The 20017-nt window shown below is 59.9% G+C and carries 23 protein-coding genes; 14 read left to right on the forward strand and 9 right to left on the reverse strand.

From position 1 onward, the window contains the following. Positions 1 to 12: 12 nt before the first annotated feature. The 5 genes from TSACC_RS09940 (at position 13) to TSACC_RS09960 (ending at position 4353) form a co-directional block, all read left to right on the forward strand. Positions 13 to 459 carry a type II secretion system protein gene (locus TSACC_RS09940; protein ID WP_075079155.1) on the forward strand — a complete coding sequence of 149 codons (447 nt, stop codon included), beginning with the start codon at positions 13 to 15 and terminating at the stop codon, positions 457 to 459. Further along, a complete protein-coding gene (locus TSACC_RS09945) occupies positions 456 to 848 on the forward strand; it encodes a type II secretion system protein (RefSeq protein ID WP_075079156.1) in 393 nt (130 codons plus the stop codon). The genes TSACC_RS09940 and TSACC_RS09945 overlap by 4 nt, the downstream gene beginning before the upstream one ends. Before the next feature lie 9 nt (positions 849 to 857). Beyond that, positions 858 to 1376: a type II secretion system protein gene (locus tag TSACC_RS09950; RefSeq protein ID WP_075079157.1), complete on the forward strand. Its 519-nt coding sequence runs from the start codon at positions 858 to 860 to the stop codon at positions 1374 to 1376. Further along, on the forward strand, positions 1373 to 3658 hold the full coding sequence (locus TSACC_RS09955) for a GspE/PulE family protein (RefSeq protein WP_075079158.1): 2286 nt from the start codon (positions 1373 to 1375) through the stop codon (positions 3656 to 3658). Before TSACC_RS09950 ends, TSACC_RS09955 begins: the two co-directional genes overlap by 4 nt. An 80-nt stretch (positions 3659 to 3738) precedes the next feature. Then, positions 3739 to 4353, forward strand: a complete 615-nt coding sequence (locus TSACC_RS09960; RefSeq protein ID WP_153811378.1) for a hypothetical protein — start codon at positions 3739 to 3741, stop codon at positions 4351 to 4353. On the opposite strand, the gene TSACC_RS09965 is transcribed toward TSACC_RS09960, so the two are convergent. Beyond that, positions 4331 to 5323 (reverse strand): D-2-hydroxyacid dehydrogenase, encoded by a 993-nt coding sequence (locus TSACC_RS09965; RefSeq protein ID WP_075080666.1) that lies wholly within the window; start codon positions 5321 to 5323, stop codon positions 4331 to 4333. The genes TSACC_RS09960 and TSACC_RS09965 overlap by 23 nt on opposite strands. Positions 5324 to 5396: 73 nt before the next feature. Between TSACC_RS09965 and TSACC_RS09970 the strand changes: the two genes are divergently transcribed. Beyond that, entirely contained in the window at positions 5397 to 6797 is a 1401-nt protein-coding gene (locus TSACC_RS09970; RefSeq protein WP_075079160.1) for an FAD-binding oxidoreductase, read from the forward strand. Here the strand turns inward: TSACC_RS09970 and TSACC_RS09975 are convergent. The 4 genes from TSACC_RS09975 to TSACC_RS21800 all read right to left on the reverse strand — a co-directional run bounded on the left by TSACC_RS09975 (position 6736) and on the right by TSACC_RS21800 (position 9589). Next, positions 6736 to 7704 carry a DMT family transporter gene (locus TSACC_RS09975; protein ID WP_075079161.1) on the reverse strand — a complete coding sequence of 323 codons (969 nt, stop codon included), beginning with the start codon at positions 7702 to 7704 and terminating at the stop codon, positions 6736 to 6738. The two genes, TSACC_RS09970 and TSACC_RS09975, sit on opposite strands and share 62 nt — an antisense overlap. Before the next feature lie 179 nt (positions 7705 to 7883). Continuing rightward, positions 7884 to 8396: a DUF6790 family protein gene (locus TSACC_RS09980; RefSeq protein WP_202815945.1), complete on the reverse strand. Its 513-nt coding sequence runs from the start codon at positions 8394 to 8396 to the stop codon at positions 7884 to 7886. Further along, the gene (locus tag TSACC_RS09985; RefSeq protein WP_075079162.1) at positions 8389 to 9072 is read right to left on the reverse strand and encodes a DJ-1/PfpI family protein; all 684 of its coding nucleotides are present in this window, start codon (positions 9070 to 9072) and stop codon (positions 8389 to 8391) included. Before TSACC_RS09985 ends, TSACC_RS09980 begins: the two co-directional genes overlap by 8 nt. Positions 9073 to 9076: 4 nt before the next feature. Further along, positions 9077 to 9589, reverse strand: coding sequence for a hypothetical protein (locus TSACC_RS21800; protein WP_153811379.1), 513 nt, complete (start codon positions 9587 to 9589; stop codon positions 9077 to 9079). 60 nt (positions 9590 to 9649) lie between these two features. Between TSACC_RS21800 and TSACC_RS21805 the strand changes: the two genes are divergently transcribed. Further along, the gene (locus tag TSACC_RS21805) at positions 9650 to 10495 is read left to right on the forward strand and encodes an alpha/beta hydrolase (protein WP_237763937.1); all 846 of its coding nucleotides are present in this window, start codon (positions 9650 to 9652) and stop codon (positions 10493 to 10495) included. Between the two features lie 56 nt (positions 10496 to 10551). Here the strand turns inward: TSACC_RS21805 and icd are convergent, their stop codons facing one another. The 3 genes from icd to TSACC_RS10010 form a co-directional block, all read right to left on the reverse strand. Continuing rightward, a complete protein-coding gene (icd, locus tag TSACC_RS10000; protein WP_084400356.1) occupies positions 10552 to 11805 on the reverse strand; it encodes an NADP-dependent isocitrate dehydrogenase in 1254 nt (417 codons plus the stop codon). 75 nt (positions 11806 to 11880) lie between these two features. Next, a complete protein-coding gene (locus tag TSACC_RS10005) occupies positions 11881 to 12591 on the reverse strand; it encodes a phosphatase PAP2 family protein (protein WP_075079165.1) in 711 nt (236 codons plus the stop codon). A 17-nt stretch (positions 12592 to 12608) separates the two neighbouring features. Continuing rightward, positions 12609 to 13451 (reverse strand): hypothetical protein, encoded by an 843-nt coding sequence (locus tag TSACC_RS10010; RefSeq protein ID WP_075079166.1) that lies wholly within the window; start codon positions 13449 to 13451, stop codon positions 12609 to 12611. An 85-nt stretch (positions 13452 to 13536) separates the two neighbouring features. On the opposite strand from TSACC_RS10010, the gene TSACC_RS10015 reads away from it, so the two are divergent. The 7 genes from TSACC_RS10015 to TSACC_RS10045 all read left to right on the forward strand — a co-directional run bounded on the left by TSACC_RS10015 (position 13537) and on the right by TSACC_RS10045 (position 19481). Further along, positions 13537 to 14304 (forward strand): MotA/TolQ/ExbB proton channel family protein, encoded by a 768-nt coding sequence (locus TSACC_RS10015; protein ID WP_084400357.1) that lies wholly within the window; start codon positions 13537 to 13539, stop codon positions 14302 to 14304. A gap of 3 nt (positions 14305 to 14307) precedes the next feature. Further along, on the forward strand, positions 14308 to 14739 hold the full coding sequence (locus tag TSACC_RS10020) for an ExbD/TolR family protein (RefSeq protein WP_075079167.1): 432 nt from the start codon (positions 14308 to 14310) through the stop codon (positions 14737 to 14739). After that, on the forward strand, positions 14739 to 15794 hold the full coding sequence (locus TSACC_RS21810; RefSeq protein WP_075079168.1) for an energy transducer TonB: 1056 nt from the start codon (positions 14739 to 14741) through the stop codon (positions 15792 to 15794). Before TSACC_RS10020 ends, TSACC_RS21810 begins: the two co-directional genes overlap by 1 nt. A gap of 90 nt (positions 15795 to 15884) precedes the next feature. Further along, positions 15885 to 16940 (forward strand): NAD(P)-dependent alcohol dehydrogenase, encoded by a 1056-nt coding sequence (locus TSACC_RS10030; RefSeq protein WP_075079169.1) that lies wholly within the window; start codon positions 15885 to 15887, stop codon positions 16938 to 16940. Next, positions 16937 to 17938 carry an AraC family transcriptional regulator gene (locus TSACC_RS21815; RefSeq protein WP_075079170.1) on the forward strand — a complete coding sequence of 334 codons (1002 nt, stop codon included), beginning with the start codon at positions 16937 to 16939 and terminating at the stop codon, positions 17936 to 17938. The genes TSACC_RS10030 and TSACC_RS21815 overlap by 4 nt, the downstream gene beginning before the upstream one ends. 29 nt (positions 17939 to 17967) lie before the next feature. Next, entirely contained in the window at positions 17968 to 18972 is a 1005-nt protein-coding gene (locus TSACC_RS10040) for an aldo/keto reductase (RefSeq protein WP_075079171.1), read from the forward strand. Between the two features lie 47 nt (positions 18973 to 19019). After that, positions 19020 to 19481 carry a cupin domain-containing protein gene (locus tag TSACC_RS10045; protein WP_075079172.1) on the forward strand — a complete coding sequence of 154 codons (462 nt, stop codon included), beginning with the start codon at positions 19020 to 19022 and terminating at the stop codon, positions 19479 to 19481. On the opposite strand, the gene TSACC_RS10050 is transcribed toward TSACC_RS10045, so the two are convergent. Then, positions 19478 to 19900: an EamA family transporter gene (locus tag TSACC_RS10050; protein WP_075079173.1), complete on the reverse strand. Its 423-nt coding sequence runs from the start codon at positions 19898 to 19900 to the stop codon at positions 19478 to 19480. The two genes, TSACC_RS10045 and TSACC_RS10050, sit on opposite strands and share 4 nt — an antisense overlap. Positions 19901 to 20017: the final 117 nt, after the last annotated feature.

The raw sequence follows: 20017 nt of genomic DNA on the forward strand, positions 1-20017 counted from the left end.
GGTAACGGTTGAATGATGTTTCCCGATCGACATGATACTCGTAGTGGGAATACGGCATTCACCCTGATCGAACTCCTTGTCGTCATCGCCGTCATTGGAATCATGGCGGCGCTGATTGTGGCCTCGATAACCAACACCGCGCGGGATACCCACGCGGTGTTGGCTCGTCAACAGGCGGTAGTGGTGCAGGAGGCGCTTAATGCCTGGGTCGCGGCAGAGTCCAGCGGAACCAGGAGCCTCCAGGTCGCGCGGTCGAATTATAACGCCGCCGCGACGGGAGCGCAGAAGCTCGCGCTCATTCAGGACTATCTCGATAGCTCGACCCGGGGAAACCTGACTGCTGTCGGCAATTACATCCGCAGTGATTCCATGATCATGCAGGGGAATGCCTTGAGCTTCTCCACCTGGCCAGCCAATGGCTACCCGAGCGTTCAGCTCTCCACCTATTCCTCCCAATGAATTTCCAGATCCGTCATCGCGGGTTTTCGCTCGTCGAGGTGCTGGCTGCTGTCGCCATCATCGGGATCATTACATTCCTTGCCATCCCCAATCTGATTCGTATCAAGGAGGACAGCGAAAAGAATCTCGCCATGGCACGAGCCGAGAGCCTGAACATGGCGATGGCAACCTATGTGCAGGCAGCCGGACAGTCTGCTGCGACCGCAAACTGGACCGGTGCAACCACGGATGACCAGCGGTACATCCAGCTCGCGCCGTATCTGGCCTTTGCTCCCGATACCTTGGATAACTACATGCCGCTGGGTTATACCGTTACCTTCCCAGCCACGTTGGTGCCGCTTTCCAAGGCGACGCTAAAAGGCCCGGGCAACGCGGCTATCGCCTATTAGGAGTCAGATATGATGGCTGCTCTTCATCCCGTTGCACCTTGGGGGAAGAAGGGGCGATCGGGTTTTTCCCTAACGGAAGTAATAATCGTCATCGGAGCCATCGGCGTCCTGGCTGCAGTTTGCATTCCGATCATTGGCGGAGTGGCGACGCAGTCGAAAGCGGCGGTGGCGGAAAAGAACATGCGCTCGCTCAACGCAGCCGTTCAGAGTTTCAATCAAGCCAACTGGGAGTTGGTGTTAGCCCCCGAGGAGGGAACGGACGATGAGCTTGCAATTTTCCTGTCGTTACAGTATAGAGACAGTGCCGTGTCGCGACAAGCGCCCGGTTCGCCGTATCTCAATCCGATGTTTGATTTTGTCCGCTCGAGCGATCCCCAAGATTATCGGGCCATCTGGAATGGCCGAATGTTCGAGATGGTGAATCCAAATGCAACAGGTGACGGTATCAATCTGATGCGTCTCGGAGAGATGGCGGGCGGCGGAGCCTCGTTCCCCAATGGCTATAGACCCGTAGGAGCACCCTGGTGAAAGAAAACGACTGGAGATTTTTGCAGGACGCGCTTCGTAGCTGTGGCTACGAGGTCGATGAGTCCGTGTCTCCAGGAGAGGAGCTCCACGTCGTACTCGCTCAGCGAAATGGCGTCCCGCCCGAGCAGGCACTCGAGTGGCTGGCCTCTCTTTTCCAGATTTTGCCGCTCGACCCGAACCGCACGGCTTGCTCGACTCAGGCTGAGGCGTTGTTCCGGCGGCTTGCGGTGGCGACCGATGATTCGGAGCCGTGGTTGCCGCTGGGTACTGTCGGCCCTCTTTTGATTTGTGCGCATTACAATCCGGCCTGCTCGGAATTTTGGAAGATTCCCGCCGAGTTGCTCGTGCCGGTGCTGATTCCCAAGGCTAAATACGATACCTTGCGTCGGGATGTGTTTGACCGGGTGGCGACGAGTCCACTGGAAAACACCAATCGCATCCGGTTTTCCGAACCTCTTCAGCCTGATCAGGGATACTCCGAGGTGCTCGGATGGATGCTCCGGGAGTTTCCGCTCGATGATGTCGAGGTCCGGGCAAAGCTTGAGCAGGAACGCCGTTCCCTCGCCGAGGGAGCGCACCATGACTACTCGGCCCTGAAGGGATTGCCCCGGCATTATGCCTGTACGGTGCATCATCTTGCGACAGGTGAGCCGTGCTTCAACCCGGAGTATGCACCTTCCCAGACGATGTTCTCCGAGAACCTTCTCGAGAAGCATGCGGTTTATCCGATGTATTGCGGGAGCAAGGTGGTCTATCTGCTCTCGGCAGAGAAAAACAATTTCGCCTTTGAGGACGAGTGGCTCTCCAGCGGGAATGAGGCGATCGATTTTCGGACGATCTATGCGGATCGCGACACGATCATGGCGATCATCGCCAAGGAGCGCGGTCGGGTGGCGGCATCTGGTGCGGTCGAGATTTCCGGGGATCTCACGTACTCGGACGTCGCAAACATCGTCGAGATCGACTTGCAGGAGGTGCAACGCATCAATCCCTCGAGCATCAATGTGACCTCTGAGCAGGTCGTCCATTGGGTGCTGTACCGCGCGATCACGGGACGCGCGAGCGATCTGCATATCGAGAAGTATTTCAACACAGCCCGATTCCGTGCGCGTATCGATGGCGAGATGAAGGTCATTCACTCCTGTCCCGAGGAGATGCTGGCCCGTTTCATCAGCCTCATCAAAAACTACGCCAACATGGGCCAGCGCCGCCAGGATGCGCAGGACGCCCGGTTCTCGCTCATCCTGGGTAAAAAGCGCGTGGATTGCCGTGTGTCGGCTATTCCCTGCCGCAAGGATCTCCAGAAAATCACGATCCGCTTTCTCGACAAGGATGGGGGCCTGAAGAAGCTCTCCGAGCTCAAGCTCTCGCCACGGCAGACGAAGCTGCTGACTGACGCGATGGGCCGCGACCAGGGGCTCATCCTCATCACCGGCCCGACCGGCAGCGGCAAGACGACTACGCTCTACGCTCTGCTCAACAGCATTAATAGCGAGAATATCAACATCCACACAGTGGAGGACCCGATCGAGTACGAGATCGAAGGCATGAACCAGACGCAGACCGACCCGATCCATAATCTGGATTTCGCGGAAGGCCTGCGACGTCTGATGCGTGCCGATCCCGACGTGATTCTTATCGGTGAGTGTCGTGATAACGAAACGGCGATGGCAGCAATCAATGCCGCTCTCACAGGTCACCTCGTGCTGACCACACTGCACGCCAATGACTGCCTGCGCGCCGTGAGCCGGCTTATTTCCATGGGAGTGCCTGCTTATTTGCTGGCAGATTCACTCGCCCTTACCCAGGCCCAGCGTCTCGTGCGTCGTCTATGCACTTTCTGCAAAAGACCGACTCCGATCACTCCGGAGATCCAGGCGATTTTTGACGCCAACATGGTCCCGATCAAACCCGAGGTGACTTCGATCTATTCGAAGAACGGTTGCCCCGAGTGCAATGAGAGCGGGTACAGCGGACGTCTGGCTTTGATGGAACTCGTGGCTGTCGACCATGCGCTGGGCGATCTGATCTCCCGTAATGCTCCTCAGAGTCAGATGCGCCGTCTTGCCTTCCGGCAGGGGATGCTGACCCTGTATCAGGAGGGGCTCGTGCAGGTCCTCAATGGCAATACCTCCCTCGATGAGATTAGCTGCCTGAGCTACACCTCCATCACCGCTGAGAACCACGACGACGATCCGCCGGATGGCAAGATCGTGGGCATGCCTGTCCGCCGGGCTCCTGCCGTGGAAAACGAGGTGCTCGAGTCGAAGTTCGAAGCCTGAGATTTCGGCTAGCCGCGTCGGTGACTGCCGCTATGTTGAGGCGCATGCCGAACGTAAAATCCCTCCTTTGGGTTTTTCTTATGGTCGTAATAGGAGGGATCGCCTTTGCCCAGAATCAACCTCAACCAACTGGTTGGGTCGTGGAGGATGACTCGGTCGGCGTGGTTCAGCCGCCCGCCATCGTGGCGCCGCAGGCTCAGCCAGCGACTCCTGCACCGCCGCCGAAATGGGCCGTTGCCGCGATGTTGTCGCTCGATCCGAAATATGCCGGCGGTATCGTCGATGTGTCGGCTTCGGGCGGGACGCCGGAGCCGAAGCAGTGGATCATTCTCGCTCGGGATACGGCCGATCAAGGTGTGCTCCACCGCATCACAGTGGCCGAGGGGCAGGTTATTTCGGATGTGCCTTCCGTGAATCTGGTCGAGAGCATGCGCCAGCGGGTTGTGATCGCTCCTCAATCGGTGCAGGTGGACTCCGGCGATGCCTATCTGGTGGTCGAGCCGATCGCGGCAGCGAGCGGCAAGATCATCGGTCATGTGGATTACTCCCTGCATCAGGAGGCTTCCGATGCAGGGTCGGTCTGGACCTTGAACTGCTTTGACCTCGACGGTGTCTACATCGGGAAGGTCAACCTGCTCGCCTCGACGGGAAATGTCCTTTCTTCCTCGGGATTCAAGAGCGTACAGGGGAATTGACCACGTTGGAGGGAATTCCCGAAAGGAAGGCCTTCACATTGCCGACAAGTGCATCCATCAGTCGCTGGCGGGCCTCGACGGAAGCCCAGGCGACATGCGGGGTAAGGACGGAACGCGGGGCAGAGATAAGCGGGCTTCCGTGCACGGGAGGTTCCGCGAGCAGGACGTCGCCTCCGTAGCCACCGAGCTGTCCCGCCTCGAGTGCTGCCGCCACGGCCTGCTCCTCGACCAAGGGACCGCGTCCTGTGTTGATGAGGAGCGCGGAGGGCTTCATTCCAGCCAGGGTCTTGGCGTTAATCAAATGATGCGTCTCGGGAGTGAGCGGGCAATGCAGGCTGACAACGTCCGCCCGGCGGAGCAGGTCCTCGGTCGAGACCCAGTCCACGGGAAAATCGACCTGTTTAGGTGACCGGGCGGTGGCGATGATTTTCATGCCAAAAGCGACGCCAATCCGAGCAACCGCCTGACCGATGGCTCCGAGACCCACGATGCCGAGAGTCTTGCCATCGAGTTCGTGCAGGGGAGCCACGGTGAAACAAAAATCGGGACAAGCTTGCCAGCGGCCAGATTTGACCTCCCGATCCAGTGGACCGACCTGCGAGCAGAGTTCCAGGATGAGCGCAAAGACATGCTGCGCGACCGACATGGTCGAGTAGCCGGGGACATTGGTAACGACGATGCCGTGCTCGCTGGCAGCTTTGAGGTCGACGATGTTGGTGCCCGTCGCCATCACTCCGATGTATTTCAGATGCGGCAGGCTGGAGATCGTTTCGCGGGAGAGTGGTGCTTTGTTTGTGAGTACGATCTCGGCGTCGGCGATGCGGGCGGGGATATCTGCGGGAGTGGAGCGTTCATGGATCGTCAGGTCACCGAGGGTGGCCAGGGCATGCCACGAAGGATGGTCGGGGGAGGACTCTGCGGCGGGAAGCGGATTCAGTGTATAGCCATCGAGGACGACGATCTTGGGCATGAGCAGTTGTAGATTGAGCGCAGATTGAAAAGTGGAGCTTCGATCCGCAAGGGCAATCGTGTATGCTCGCGTAATGAGTAGTGTATCCTCGCCCATTTCGACCATCGCAGCCGAACTGAAGAAGAAGCTCGGGTCGGATAACGTGATTTCCGATGCGGGTGATCTGGCGAAACTTGGCGGCGACAAATGGTTTGCGAGCCATCAGCCGGATCTTGCGGTGTTTCCCCGCAATGCCGAGGAGGCCTCGCTCGTGATGCGGCTGTCTCATGAAAACGACATCCCAGTCACCACACGTGGAGCGGGGTACGGGTATGTGGGCGGTTGCGTGCCGGTGCGGGGCGGGATCGTGCTGGGTGTGCGGAACCTGGCGCGCATCAAGGAGATTCACAACACGGACTTTGTCGCGGTCGTGGAACCGGGCGTCATCACTGGTGATCTGCAGGATGCCGTGCAGGCGCAAAAGCTCTTTTATCCTCCCGATCCCGCCAGCCTGCGGGATTGCAGCATCGGAGGGAATATTGCGACCAACGCGGGCGGCCCGCGATGCCTGAAATACGGCGTGACCCGCAGCTATGTGCTTGGCCTGGAGGTTGTCCTGCCAGGGGGAGACGTGGTGCGGTGCGGCGGGCGTACGCACAAGAACAAGACAGGCTTCGACCTCGTGGGCCTCTTTTGCGGCTCGGAAGGGTTGCTTGGCGTGATCACGGAGGCGACGCTCCGGCTATTGCCTCTTCCTCCCGCGCGGGCCTCGGTGTCGGCGGGATTTGTCGACATGGCAGCGGCAGCGAAAGCTCTGCAGGCTGTTTTTGCCGAGGGGTTTCTGCCGGCGGCGCTGGAGGTGGCGGATGGGTTTACTCTCAACGCAGCACGCAATTACAAGCCGGGTGCGCATTTCCCTCCCGGCGATGCCTTGTTGCTTCTCGACCTCGATGGACAGAAGGAAAGCGTGATGAATGAGGCCAGGGTGCTCGGAAAGCTGCTGGAATCCTGCGGGTCGACCGGAGTCGAGGTTGCCACGACCGAGGAGGATCGGGAGAAAATCTGGGACCTGCGCCGCGCATTTTCACAGAGCCTCAAGGCGACGGGGTTGCGCAAGCTCAATGAAGACATCGTCGTGCCGCGTGGGCGGTTGGTCGATCTTGTGAATTTTGCCCGAGATTTGCAGGGGCGGAGCGGATTTCCCATCGCGTGCTTCGGACATGCGGGAGACGGCAATATTCACACCAACATCATGGTGGGCGATTACGATAACCCGGAGATTCGCGCCCGCGCAGATGCCGCGCTCGACGAACTCTTTGGCCAGATCATCGCCTGGGAGGGCGCGATCACCGGCGAGCACGGCATCGGTCTTGCCAAGATGCGCTGGTGGGACAAGGCGCTCTCTGTGGAGAATCGCGCCTTGCACCAGCGGATCAAGCAGGCCGTCGACCCGAAGAACCTGCTGAATCCGGGGAAGTTTGTTTCGCTGGATTAGGCGACTCCTTAAGCAGGCTGACGCCGAGTCCTCCAACAAGCGTGAGGAGGAATCCGCCAAGCTGGGCAAAGTTGGGACGTTCTCCGAGCACGGCCCAAGCCAGAGCAAAGGTTGTCACTGGTCCCACGGTAGAGATGATGGCAAATCGCTGCGCCCCGGCGCGCTTCAGTCCGATGCTCAGGAGCAGGGCGGGAAGCACAGTGCCGAGAATGGCAAGGATCAGGCCATACCCATAGACGGCCGGCTTTTGATTCACCAGTCCTGTGATGTCGCGTGTTAGTATTTCATGGGAAAGGATGAAAACGCATGAGAATCCCACCGCAATGCCTGTGAACCGCATCGATCCGACACGGCTGATCGTGTCGCCGCTTAGCAGAATAAATGCGCCATAGCTCACTGCGCTCGCAAAAATGAGCATCGCTCCGAAAGCGGCATGACCATTTGCGACGGGGTTGTGCATTTCTCCACCAAAGGCGGCGAGGATGCCCAGCCATGTGATGGAACTGGCCAGCCACACGGCGGCGCGTACGGGTTTCTTCAGCACCAGCGCGGAGAAGGCGAGGAGCAGGGTGGGGTAGGTATAGAGGATGACCCGCTCCAGCCCGACGCTGACGTATTGCAGCCCGGTGAAGTTCACGAGCGAGGAAAAGTAATACCCCACGAAGCCGAGGCCCGCGAGCTTCAACCACATCGCAGCAGTCAGCGGGGCTTGTCCTCGGGAGCCGAGGATGACCATCGCAATAAAGAAGGGCAGGGCAAAGCCCATGCGGAGCGACAGTACGGTGAGTGCGTCCGCGCCGAGAGAATAGGCGAGCTTCGCGAAGACGCTCTTTGAGCAAAATAGCACCGAGCTCATCGCCACGATGAGAAAGGTCGAGATTGCGCTGGTGGATCGGTGGGTGGTCATAAATACGAAAAAACCCGCCTGAGTTGCCTCGGGCGGGTGATGGTTGACTTGCTGGAAAAGAAACTTACACGGCAATAGACCACGCTCCCGCCCGCAGGCGGAGAATCCAGATCGTGGCTTTGCCGAGTTTCAGCATGTCAGGACTTTGCGGGTGAATCGGCCCGGAGGCAAGGAGAGTTCTAGTATTTTCTTTCTGCGGCTTTTTGCCAGCCGAGTAGAATGAAGCCAATGACCGGAAGCAGAATGTCACTCCAGAGCATGATTCCCGCATTTCCGGGAGCCATGTTGTGCTGGGTGGCAATTTGGTAAATGTGGCCTGCGGCTGCACCCCAGAGGAAGAAGGCCGGACCAATCAGGGCGGCGGCACGAAATGAGATCCTGCTCCATGTGGCAATGATGCCCACGATGCCAAATCCCAGACTCGCGTAGCCGACCTCATACTGGAACGGGCTGTTGGCCCAACCGATGAATCGCGCCGCCATCTCTGCGAAGAAGACGTGCATCGCGAAGTTGTAAAGAAAGCTGAGGCCGACGGAGAAAAAGAGAAACCAGCCAAGAAAAATGCGAGCGGTCTCGAAGCGCTTTCTTTCCGGCGAAAGCATTGAGCATCGGATAAACGCTCCGACAATGCCGAGCACGAAGAAAGTGAGGGTGAAGTTGCTCAGGACAAAGGCGATGGCTGCTTCAATCATGAGGAAAAAGCTTTTGGTGCACCCGGGAGACGATGGCGGCGCGTTCGTTCACCGTGGGGCTCAGAATGGTATTGACTGCCTCGAGGACCTCGGCAGGGCTGGTTTCGGGAGTTCCGCCCGGGAAGGGAGGAGCTGGAGCATATTCGATATAAAGCTGGATCTGACGTGCGACATCCTCGCCGGAGGCGAGGGCAGCCACCTGAAGCGCGGCGTCGATGCCCGAGGTGACACCTGCTGCGAAGACGAAGGGCAGATCGACCACCACGCGGTTCTCCTGCGGGATGGCTCCAAGAGCAGGGAGGAACTGCTTCGCAGCCCAGTGGGTCGTGGCTCTTCGCCCCTGAAGCAATCCCGCTGCACCGAGGATGAGCGCTCCTGTGCAGACGGAGAGCGTGATCGAGGCGGCGGAGACCTGTGCCCGGATGAAGTCCAGTGTCTCCTCATCCTCCATCAGACGATTCACGCCGGAACCGCCGGGAACCAAGAGGATATCGAGATCCGGGGCGGAGGTGAAATCGTGGGTCGGCGTGAGGATTAATTGCTTGGCATCCTTAACGGGAGAGAGATTCTTCCCGATGACGAGAAAGTCCGCTCCCGGCAGACGGGAAAGGACTTCGAACGGACCGGTAAAGTCGGCTTGATCGATGCCGGGAAAAATCAGGCCTCCGACGTTCATCGTCCTAATCGCTGGAGATCACAGTGCCGGTAGTGGCGAGGAGCTTGAGGAATCCGATGTAGCTGCCGCCCTTGTCGTAGCACCAGATGGACCAGAGCGGTGCGGCGTCCTTGCCCTGCTGCTGCAGGACATAGCTTACGCTGCTCAAGGTCTTTCCTTTTCCCCTACAGTAGCCCGCCGCAGCATTCCATGCCTCCGTCGATCCGATGCGGATCGCCCCAAGGTTTAGCGGGCTATTCTGCACTGCCGAGCGCAGATCGAGAGAGAGCTTCTCACTCGTGATCTGTCCATCCGTGATGATGATGGAGTGAATGGTGTTGCTCGCATCGGAGTTCAATGCCGTGATGTACCACTGGGGAGGGTTGGGCGTGCCATTATCGGCAGAAAGTTTGAGTACCCCATCGCGGTATTTTTGGGGCAGGGCGTTAAGAGCAGCGAGTGCCCCTCCAGAGTCCTGTGCGGAAAGGGTGATAACGCCGGAGATCAAGACGGCAAGGAAGGGTAGGGCGGATTTCATTGCGCTTTCAGCGAAGCTTACGCTCTCGATCCCGCCTGTCGAGTTTTCGAGGTGAAAAGAATGCGGAAACCCTTTAGCCTGACGGTAATGCCCCTCCTTCGTCGCATGGCTGAGTGGATCATCGCCTTCATCGTTCTTTTCGCCGTTCTGCTGGTGGCAGCTTACGTTTATCAGGATCAGCTGATTTTTCATCCATGGCGGGGTGATGCGGGCGGCCTGGAAACGGAAGCCAATCGCGCGGGTTTGATTCCGTGGCGCGATGCTCGAGGCACGCGCATCGGATGGCAGTCCAAGGCAGGCGATCCCCGGGAGGTTATCGTTCTTTTTCACGGAAATGCCGGAGCGGCGCTGCATCGGGCCGATTACCCTTCTTTCCTCCATGGTAACTCCAGAAAGTTCTACGTATTGGAATATCCGGGCTACGCGGATCGATCTGGGCGGCCCGGGGAAAAGCCAATGACGGAGGCTGCAGTGCAAGCTCTGGATGGACTCGCTCTCGGGGGAGCCCAAAGCATCTGGGTGCTGGGTGAATCCATCGGCACCGGGGTGGCTTGCGGAGCGGTGCGCGGACGCCCGAAGCTTGTCCAGGCGCTGGTGCTGATCACGCCGTTTGATTCCCTCGTCCATGCTGCGCAGGTGCATTATCCCATGCTTCCGGTATCCCTGCTGATCCGGCATCGGTTCAATTCCGTTGAGAATCTGAAGGACTACCCCGGCCCGGTCGCTTTTCTCCTGGCAGAGGATGACCGCACTGTCCCCGCACAGCTCGGGCGAGCACTGTACGAAGCCTATCCCGGTGTGAAGCGGCTCTGGGTGACGGCGCAAGCCGATCATAATGATACTCCGCTGATGCTTTCTGCGTGGCCGGAGATTGCGGCCTGGCTGAAGGAAAGCGGGGCAAAATAAAAGGCGCGACCGGATACCGGCCGCGCCTTGGGTGATTCCTTGAGGGAATCGGTGACTTACATGTGGGCGATGATGTTGTCGCCGAATTCCGAGCACTTGATCTTCGTCGCGCCTTCCATGAGGCGGGCGAAGTCGTAGGTGACCTTCTTGGAGCCGATCGCGCCGTTGAGACCCTTGATGATGAGGTCGGCGGCTTCGTTCCAGCCGAGGTAACGGAACATCATCTCGCCGGAGAGCACGACGGAACCGGGGTTCACGACGTCCTGGTTGGCGTACTTCGGAGCGGTGCCGTGCGTGGCTTCGAAGATGGCGTGGCCGGTGAGGTAATTGATGTTGCCGCCGGGAGCGATGCCGATGCCACCCACCTGGGCCGCGAGGGCGTCGGAGAGGTAGTCACCATTGAGGTTGAGCGTCGCAATGACGTCGAAATCCTCGGGGCGGGTGAGCACCTGCTGGAGCGTGATGTCGGCGATGGCGTCCTTGATGATGATGCCATTCGGGAGCTTGCACCACGGGCCGCCGTCGATTTCGACCGCGCCGAACTCGCTCTTGGCGACTTCGTAGCCCCAGTCACGGAAGGCGCCTTCCGTGTACTTCATGATGTTGCCCTTGTGGACGAACGTGACGGACTTCTTGCCCTGGTCGATGGCGTACTGGATGGCCGAGCGCACGAGGCGCTGGGTGCCGGGCTTGGACACGGGCTTGATGCCGACGCCGACGGATGCGATGTCCTCTTCGCCGAAGCGGACTTTCTTGAATTCCTTCGGGTAGTTCGCCTTGAGGAACTCGAGGGTCTTGAGCGCCTGCTCGCTGCCGGCCTGGAAGTCGATGCCAGCGTAGATGTCCTCGGTGTTCTCACGGAAGATGACCATGTCGACCTTTTCCGGAGCCTTGACCGGCGAGGGCACGCCCGTGAAGTACTGCACGGGGCGCAGACAGACGTAGAGGTCGAGGAGCTGACGGAGGGCGACGTTCAGGGAACGGATGCCGCCGCCGACGGGAGTCGTGAGCGGGCCCTTGATGCCGACGAGGTATTCGTTGAAAGCCTCGACCGTGTCGTCCGGGAGCCAGTTGTCGAACTTGGTCTTGGAAGCTTCACCGGCGAAGACCTCGAACCAAGCGATCTTCTTCTTGCCGCCGTAGGCTTTTTCCACCGCCGCGTCAAAAACGCGCTCGCTCGCCGCCCAGATGTCCGGACCGGTTCCGTCGCCGCGGATGAACGGAAGCACCGGATTATCCGGCACATTGAGCTTCCCGTTCGTGATCGAGATTTTTCCCCCTGCTGGTGGTGTCACTGTCGTGTAGGCCATAGATTTTCGTGAACTTGTAAGCAACTCGGCCACAAGAAAAGTAAAAACTCGCCGTGAGCGCCCTCGGGGGCAAATTTACTTTCCGGCAGCTTTTTTCCGGGCGTTGCGGATCTGTTTCGCCTTGCGAACGAGGAGGAGCCAGGTGAGGTCGCCCTTGGTGCGCACCCAGCGCCAGACAAAAAACGCCACGATCAGTGACAGGATGATGGAAATCACCACATCCGAGGGATGGTGCGCTCCGATGACGACGCTGGCCCAGGCGATCAGGGCGGCGGGGACGAGGGCAGCGATACCGATCCATGGGCTGGCGAAAAGCACGACCCCGGCGAAACCAAAGGCCGTCGCCGTATGCCCCGATGGGAAGGAGTTGTAGCGAGGGTCGCCGATGAGGAGTTTCCCATTGTGCCAGGGGCCATAGAATCCCTGCTCGATCTTGGGACTCTCGCGGGGCCGGGTGCGGCCCGTGGTGAGGCGGGAGGCGTTGGCGAGCATTCCAGCGAGGGTCGAGGCAATGAGGGCGGCAACAAGGATGCGCATCCACTCGCGGCTCCTCAGCTTCCACGCGATAAGGAGTCCGACTATGGCCAGGGCGACGATTTGCGGGTAATCACCGAATTTCCGTACGCTGGTGTAGAACTTGTAGTCGTCACTCTTTTTCCACTTCTTTCCCTGGGCTGTCACCAGGGCCTTGCGGATATCGTGATCGTATCGGAAGGCAAGGGTGACCGCGGTGACGCTGGCCAGAGCCAGGACAATGATCAGGATGAGTCGGGCGGTAGGCGACATGACGCTGGGGGAAGAGATTACTGGACGGCCGGAGTATCGCCCGGAGCAGCGGTGGGAGCGATGTCCTTCGTCTTGAGGGAGTTCATGATGACGTAGAGCACTCCATCGAGATGGTCGGCATCAGTGTGGTAGATATCCGTGACCCCGGCGGGCGGCTGCCACATGGCTGGCTGGAGAGCGGGGCCAAACTTCAGGTCGGTGATCGTGACCGTGGCGGAGAGATCCGGCTGCTTGATGGTAATGCGGCGTGGGAGGTAGCCCGGCCCGATCCACAACATGGCGCGAAAGCCTTCCGCCTTGGCTGCCCTGGCAAGATCAGGCATGAGGCCGGCCGTAATCAGGCGGCAATCCTCGCCATCGAGATTGCTGATCTCCGCCGTATCGGCGTTATAAATCGTGAAGAGGGCGGGGATAAAGGCGGCCTGCTGCGCAGTGAGCGGCAGAAAGATCGGGGTGCCCTTTTTTACTGTCTTGCCGGGCTTCACCTTGAACTGCTTGAGGAGGTACTCGACCTTGGCGCCGGGAACGGCCCAGACATCGTTGCCATTGCGGCAGACGGTGATTTCCTCACCGAGGACGGGAGCCTGGAGGCGGACTTTGTCCGGAAACTCGACGGCGGCTTTGAGAATGGAGCCTTCCATCTGCTTGGGCAGGTGGCCGGTGACCTCGGTCATCGTAAGTGTCATCACGCAGGCATTGTTGGTGCCCTTGCCGCCCGACAAGAGGACCGGCATGAAAGGGGCAAGCACCCGACCGATCACGTCGTACGGATTGTCGCGAGGCGGGCCGTCCTGTGCGCGCAGGGTCGGGGAGCCAATGAGGACCGTGGCGGCAAGGACGCAGATGAGGCGGGCTGTCATGACGGCCCTACATAAGCAGGAAATGGTTGGGTGGCAAAAAGTTTAGTGACTCCGGGCGGGAGTTGGGCAAATCTTTGCCCCGGTAATGATGGCAACTGGAATCACGCTGCCGCTGGCAACGGGTCTGGTGTACGCTTTTCTCGAATCGACCGTCGAGGGAAAGGCCGTGCTCCTGGGGCTCTTTCTGGCGTCTATCTTCAGCTGGTCGGTCATGGTGACCAAGATCCGGTACCTGAACTTCGCCAAAAGGCAGTCGGGACGCTTTTCCGTGCTCTTTCACCGCGATCGCGCTCCGCTGCGCATTTACGAGCAGGGGCTTCGCTTTGAGGGTTCGCCCCTTTATGAGATCTACAAGGCGGGTTGCAGCGAGCTTTGCTTCCAGATGCTCGGGTCCACGGAGGTGGACGAGACTTTCCGCGCCCGGCTCGATAGCGCGGAGAAAATCTCCCCCTCGCAGATGCGAGCCGTGACCGTGGCCATGGAGCGCGCGGTGGGCGAGGCGGGGCTGAAGCTCGAGTCGCAGATGATCATTCTTTCCACCGCCGTCAGCGGTGCGCCTTTCCTCGGCCTGCTCGGTACGGTCTGGGGCGTGATGGACGCCTTCTCCGGCATCGCCCAGTCGGGCAGTGCGAATCTCGCCGCCATGGCTCCCGGCGTTTCGGGCGCCCTGATCACCACGGTCGTTGGGCTGCTCGTCGCCATTCCGGCGATGTTTGGCTACAATTTCCTCGTCACCAGCGTGCGGTCGATGATCGTGCAGGCGGAGAATTTCGCCGCGGAGCTTTCCTCGGAGATCGAGCACAAGTTTGTGGATCACGGCGGACGCGAGCCGCGCAAATCCTACACGCACTAAGCCATGCGCCGCTTCAGCAGCCGCAATTCGCTCTCGACGCTCACGGAGTTGAACATCACTCCGCTGCTCGACCTGTGCTTTGTGCTCCTGATCATCTTCATGATCACCACGCCGCTCATGGAAAACAGCATCGAGCTGGTGGTGCCATCGAGCTCGACCGCGAAGAGCGAGGTCAACCCTTCGCAGGTCCAGATGATCGAGATGGATCGCAATGACAACATCAAGCTGAACGGCGAGGTGACATCGCTGGCGCTCCTGCCCGATCAGCTTGCCGCTCTGAAGGCTCAGGACCCGCAGATTGCCGTGGTCGTGCGACCAGACCGGGACCTTGCCATTCAGAAGTTCATCGGCGTAATGGATATCCTCAAACAAGTGGGCATCGCCAAGGTGGGCGTCATGACGCGCCCCGAGGATGCGGCGCCTCCCCGCAACTGATGGGCGACCGCCAATTTCGGCGCAATTTCATCATCATCGCCCTCGTGCACATCCTCGTGCTGGGGGCGATCCTCTTCCTTGCCCGCCGCGAGATCAAGAAGCCGCAGGGCGAGGTGATCTGGATGGACCCAGGCACCTTCTCTGCTGCCGCCGCGGGTGATGCGGGAGCGGCCAATACGCCGGAACCTGAATCCAATCCGACGCCGGAACCGACCCCGGAGGCAGCGCCCGAGCCCACCCCTCCGCCGACTCCAGAGCCCACTCCGGAAATGACTCCTCCGCCTCCGACCCCCGAACCAACCATGGAGGAGACGATCCCGCTGGCTACTCCGACGCCGACACCAACCCCGACGCCGACCCCCAAGCCAACCCCTACACCCACGCCCAAACCGACGCCGACTCCCACACCGAAGCCAACGCCTACCCCGACTCCAAAACCCACGGCGACGCCGACGCCTAAACCTACTCCGAAGCCGAGTCCCTCGGTGACGCCGAAACCGTCTCCGAAGCCAACGCCTTCCGCTTCGCCGAAGCCGAAGGCCAGCGCTTCGCCCAAGGCCTCGCCGAAAGCGTCGCCCAAGGCGAGTTCCTCGCCATCGGCGAAGTCGGACTCAGGGTCCTCCAAGGCCACTCCCAAACCGGGAGCCACGCCGGGCTCTGGTGGCGGAGCAAAGAACTCCTCTTCCGACAAGCCGACAAGCGGCAGCGAATCGGGGCCGGGGGGCGGAGCGTCATCCGGAAAACCGGGTGGTGGAGGCGGGAATGCTTCGCAGTTCGGCTGGTATCATGAGTTGATCCACGACCGTTTTTACAGCCAGTGGGAGCAGCCGACATCGATCTTCGACTCGGCAAAGAACTTCGTTTGTACCGTACAAATCCGCATTAAGGCGGACGGTTCCATTGCCGAGGTGAAAATTGTGCGTAGCAGCGGCAATGTCGTGATGGATAATTCTGTGATGGAGGCGGCCAAGCGTGTTTCCCAAATTGACCCGCTCCCTTCCGGCCTCGGCAGCGGCGGCGAGTACACGGTGAATATCAATTTCGAGCTGCAATAAGTGGCATACGCCATTTGGCGTGGCGTGTTTTGCGAGTTGATTGGCGTGATTTGCAAGTGAGAAAAGGCCAGGCGAAGCTATGGTGTGTCCATGGCTAACACGAATGTCCGCGCGTATGCGGCCCAAGACGCCGCTTCCACCCTCGCTCCCTTTCCCATCAACCGCCGGGACCCCGGTCCGCTCGATGTCGAGATCGACATTCTCTACTGCGGAGTCTGTCACTCGGACCTGCATCAGGCCCGCAACGAATGGCACAACACGATTTACCCTTGCGTGCCGGGTCATGAGATCGTCGGTCGCGTTGTGCGAGTCGGCGAGAAGGTGACGAAGTTCAAAGCCGGCGACCTGAGCGCGGTCGGATGCATGGTGGACTCCTGTCGCGAGTGCCCGAGCTGCAAGTCGGGTCTGGAGCAGTATTGCCAGAACATCGCGACATTTACCTACAATAGCGAGGATCACCATCTTGGCGGACCGACCTTCGGCGGTTATTCCGACCGCATCGTGGTCGATCAGGATTTTGTGCTTCGCGTACCGGAGGGTCTCGACCTCGCCGCGACCGCGCCGTTGCTCTGCGCGGGCATTACGACCTACTCGCCATTGCGCCATTGGAAGGTGGGGCCGGGCCAGAAGGTCGGCATCGTCGGCCTCGGTGGGCTGGGGCACATGGGCGTGAAGTTCGCCCACGCTTTCGGAGCGCATGTCGTGCTCTTCACCACCTCACCGGGCAAGATCGAAGACGGTCTGCGTCTCGGTGCGGATGAGGTGGTCGTATCAAAGGACGCTGACGCCATGGCAAAGCACACCGCGAGTTTTGACTTCATCCTCGATACGGTCTCGGCCCAGCATGACATCAATGCCTATCTCTCACTGGTAAAACTCGATGGCACGCTCACGCTGGTCGGGGTACCGGAGCATCCGCTGCCGGTGGCTGCCTTCAACGTCATCATGCCTCGTCGCAACTTTGCCGGTTCCGGTATCGGCGGCATCGCGGAGACCCAGGAGATGCTGGATTTCTGCGCCGAAAAGGGAATCACCTCGGACATCGAGATCATCCCAATCCAGAAGGTTAACGAGGCATGGGAGCGCCTGCTCAAGCAGGACGTGCGCTATCGCTTCGTCATCGACATGGCGTCGCTGAAGGCATGAGTAATCGCTTCCGGGTTTCCAACATCCTCGCGGATCGATTGAGCGAGCATGGACTCGCGCTGGGGGCCGTCCTCCAGCGCGCCAGCCTGCCAGCAGACCTGTTCCAGCAGGAGCGGATCTATCTCACAACCGACGAGCTGTTCTCGCTCTGGCGGGCGGTGGGGGAGACCAGCGGAGACCCGTGCATCGGATTGAGGCTTGGCACGGAGGAGCGGGTGGAGAGGTTCAATGCGGCGGCTCTCACCGCCCTGTGCAGCCAGTCGTTTCGCGATGCGCTGCAGAGGCTCTCCCGGTATAAGCAAATCACCTGCCCGGAGATGATCCGCATCCAGCAGGAAGGCGGCGAGGCGGCAGTGGAGTTTCTCTTTCTCGAGGCCGACCAGGAGGAGCCGGGCACGCTGGTGGATTTGTGCCTCTCATGGATTTGCTCGATCGGTCGGCGCGGCACGGAGGGGCAGGCACGGCCGATCCGGTTGGAACTCACCCGCTCATTGCAGCACCGCGAGACGCTGGAGGCGCATTTCGGCTGCCGTGTTCGATTCAATGCCGCCCGCAATGCGGTCATCTTTCGCGCCAGCGATCTTGACCGCCCCTTTGTCACCCACAATGCCGACCTGCTGAAAGTGGTGGGCGAGCAGATGGAGGCGGAGTTCCGCGAGTGGAAGGCCGGGGCTTCCGTGGGGGATCAGGTCAAACAAACGGTTAAGCGTTCGCTCGCCGGGAAACGTCCCGTGCTGGGCGATATCGCCCGTCAGCTCGGCATGAGCGTGCGGACCTTGCAGCGCCGCCTCACCGAGGCAGGCATCTCATTTCAACAAGTGGTGGAGGATACTCGTCGCGAGCTCGCTCACCACTATCTCAGGCAAAGCACGGTGGAACTCACCGAGGCGGCGCACCTCCTCGGCTACGAGGATACAAATTCCTTCTTCCGGGCCTTCCAGCTCTGGGAGGGAACGTCCCCGGGCCAGTGGAGGTCTCTCAACTCGTCTCGCGACTGAAAGGACGCGCCAATACGCGCGACAGCACTATGAAAAAACGCACTCTGGGAAACAGTAATCTGGAAGTCTCCGCCATCGGCCTCGGCTGCATGGGAATGAGCTTCTTTTATGATCCGCCGAAGGACCGGAATGAAATGATCGGCGTCCTGCGTGGCGCGGTGGATCGCGGTGTCACCTTCTTTGACACGGCGGAAGTCTACGGCCCCTACCTGAACGAGGATCTGGTCGGCGAAGCGCTCGAGCCGGTGCGTGATCAGGTCATCATTGCCACCAAGTTTGGCTGGGACCTTGATCCGAATGCCGACCTCCGGGAAATGAAGGCGATGCCGGGCGTCAATAGCCGCCCCGAGCAAATTCGACGGGCCGTGGACGGATGTCTGAAACGGCTCCGCGTGGATACCATCGACCTCCTGTACCAGCATCGCGTCGACCCGAATGTCCCGATCGAGGATGTGGCGGGAACAGTCAAGGATCTGATCGCGCAAGGCAAGGTGAAGCACTTCGGTCTGTCCGAGGCTGGGGCGGGGACGATCCGCCGTGCTCACGCCGTTCAGCCGGTGACAGCTTTGCAAAGCGAATACTCGCTCTGGACGCGGGGGCCGGAGCAGGAAATCCTGCCACTGCTCGAGGACCTGGGAATTGGGTTCGTGCCCTACAGCCCGCTGGGACGAGGATTCCTCACGGGGACAATTACGACGGCCACATTTGGCAGCAAGGATGTCCGTACCCGCCTGCCCAGATTCACCCCCGAAGCCATCGAGGCAAACCAGGCACTCGTGAGATTGTTGGGCAAGTTTGCGACGAAGCACCGCGCCACTCCCGCACAGATCGCCCTCGGCTGGCTGCTGGCGCAGAGGCCCTGGATCGTTCCGATTCCCGGTACGACGAGGCTGGATCGCCTCGAGGAAAATATCGGTGCGGTCTCGCTGACGCTCAGTGCTGAAGACGTGGCCGAAATCACAGCGGCTGCCGCGCGGGTGCCGGTGCTCGGCAACCGCTACACAGAAGAGATGGAAAAAATGAGCGGACTGTAATCGTCCCGGGAATTGCCTTTCTGCCTAACCGGCGGGATAATGCGCTTATGCCCGCCGGTTATCATCTCATCACGCCGGAAGATCTCACCTGGCGTCCATCGAATATGATGAAAGTCCCGAACGCCGATTACCTCGAGCGTACCGGGAGTGAAAAGATGGGGGCGCGTCTCTGGCGCATGCCGCCCAAGAGTGCCAACACGCTGCACAAGCACATCCGGGCCGAGGAGTTTTATTTCGTCCTGGAAGGAACGGGTAGGATGCGCATCGGGGATGATACCGTGACCGTACCGAAATATGGCGGCGTGTGGGTTCCTCCCGAGTTGATCCGGCAGCCCTTCAACGACACGGACGAGGAGGTGCTGTGGCTGATCTTCGGCGCACCCGAGGAACTGGAGTTTCTCCAGGGATCAAAGTCCCAGATGGATCTTTCACTGATTTACCCGAGCGATCCGACCGTTCTGCCCAAGGAACTCGATGGCTTTGAGTGGCCGCCGAATGAAGACGGTTAGCGTTTCGCGATAACGAGCAGTCCCGAGAGCATAAGCGACCCTCCGAGGATGGTCCGCCAGGTGATCTGTTCCTTCAGGATGAAGTAGGCGCAGACCACGGCAATGACCATGCTGCCCTTGTCGATCAGGGCGATAGTGGAGACCTGGCCATCCTTGAGCGCCTTGTAATAGAAGATCCACGAAAGTGAGGTCGTTACACCGGAGACGCCGAGCCAGAAGAGATTGTCGCGAGTCACCGTCGCGAGTTGTTGGGCGGGCACGACGACGAAGGCAAAGCCCAGGACGATGGCAAAGACAAAGCAGGTCCGGATCGCCAGGCCAAGTTCACCAGAAATTCCCGAGAGGCCCATCTTGGCGATCACCGAGGTCAGGCCCGCAAAAACCATCGAGATAATGGCATAAACCACCCAAGTTTTCACAAGGGAGATAGTTTCTCCAGAACAGCGGAAAATCCAGTCTCGTTTGGAATTGTCAAATTTCCAGTCCAGCCTAGGAGTCTTCCGGAGATGTGCGCGAGGAGCCTTGGGATCGGCGTC

The sequence above is a fragment of the Terrimicrobium sacchariphilum genome (assembly GCF_001613545.1).
Lineage (GTDB): Bacteria > Verrucomicrobiota > Verrucomicrobiia > Chthoniobacterales > Terrimicrobiaceae > Terrimicrobium > Terrimicrobium sacchariphilum.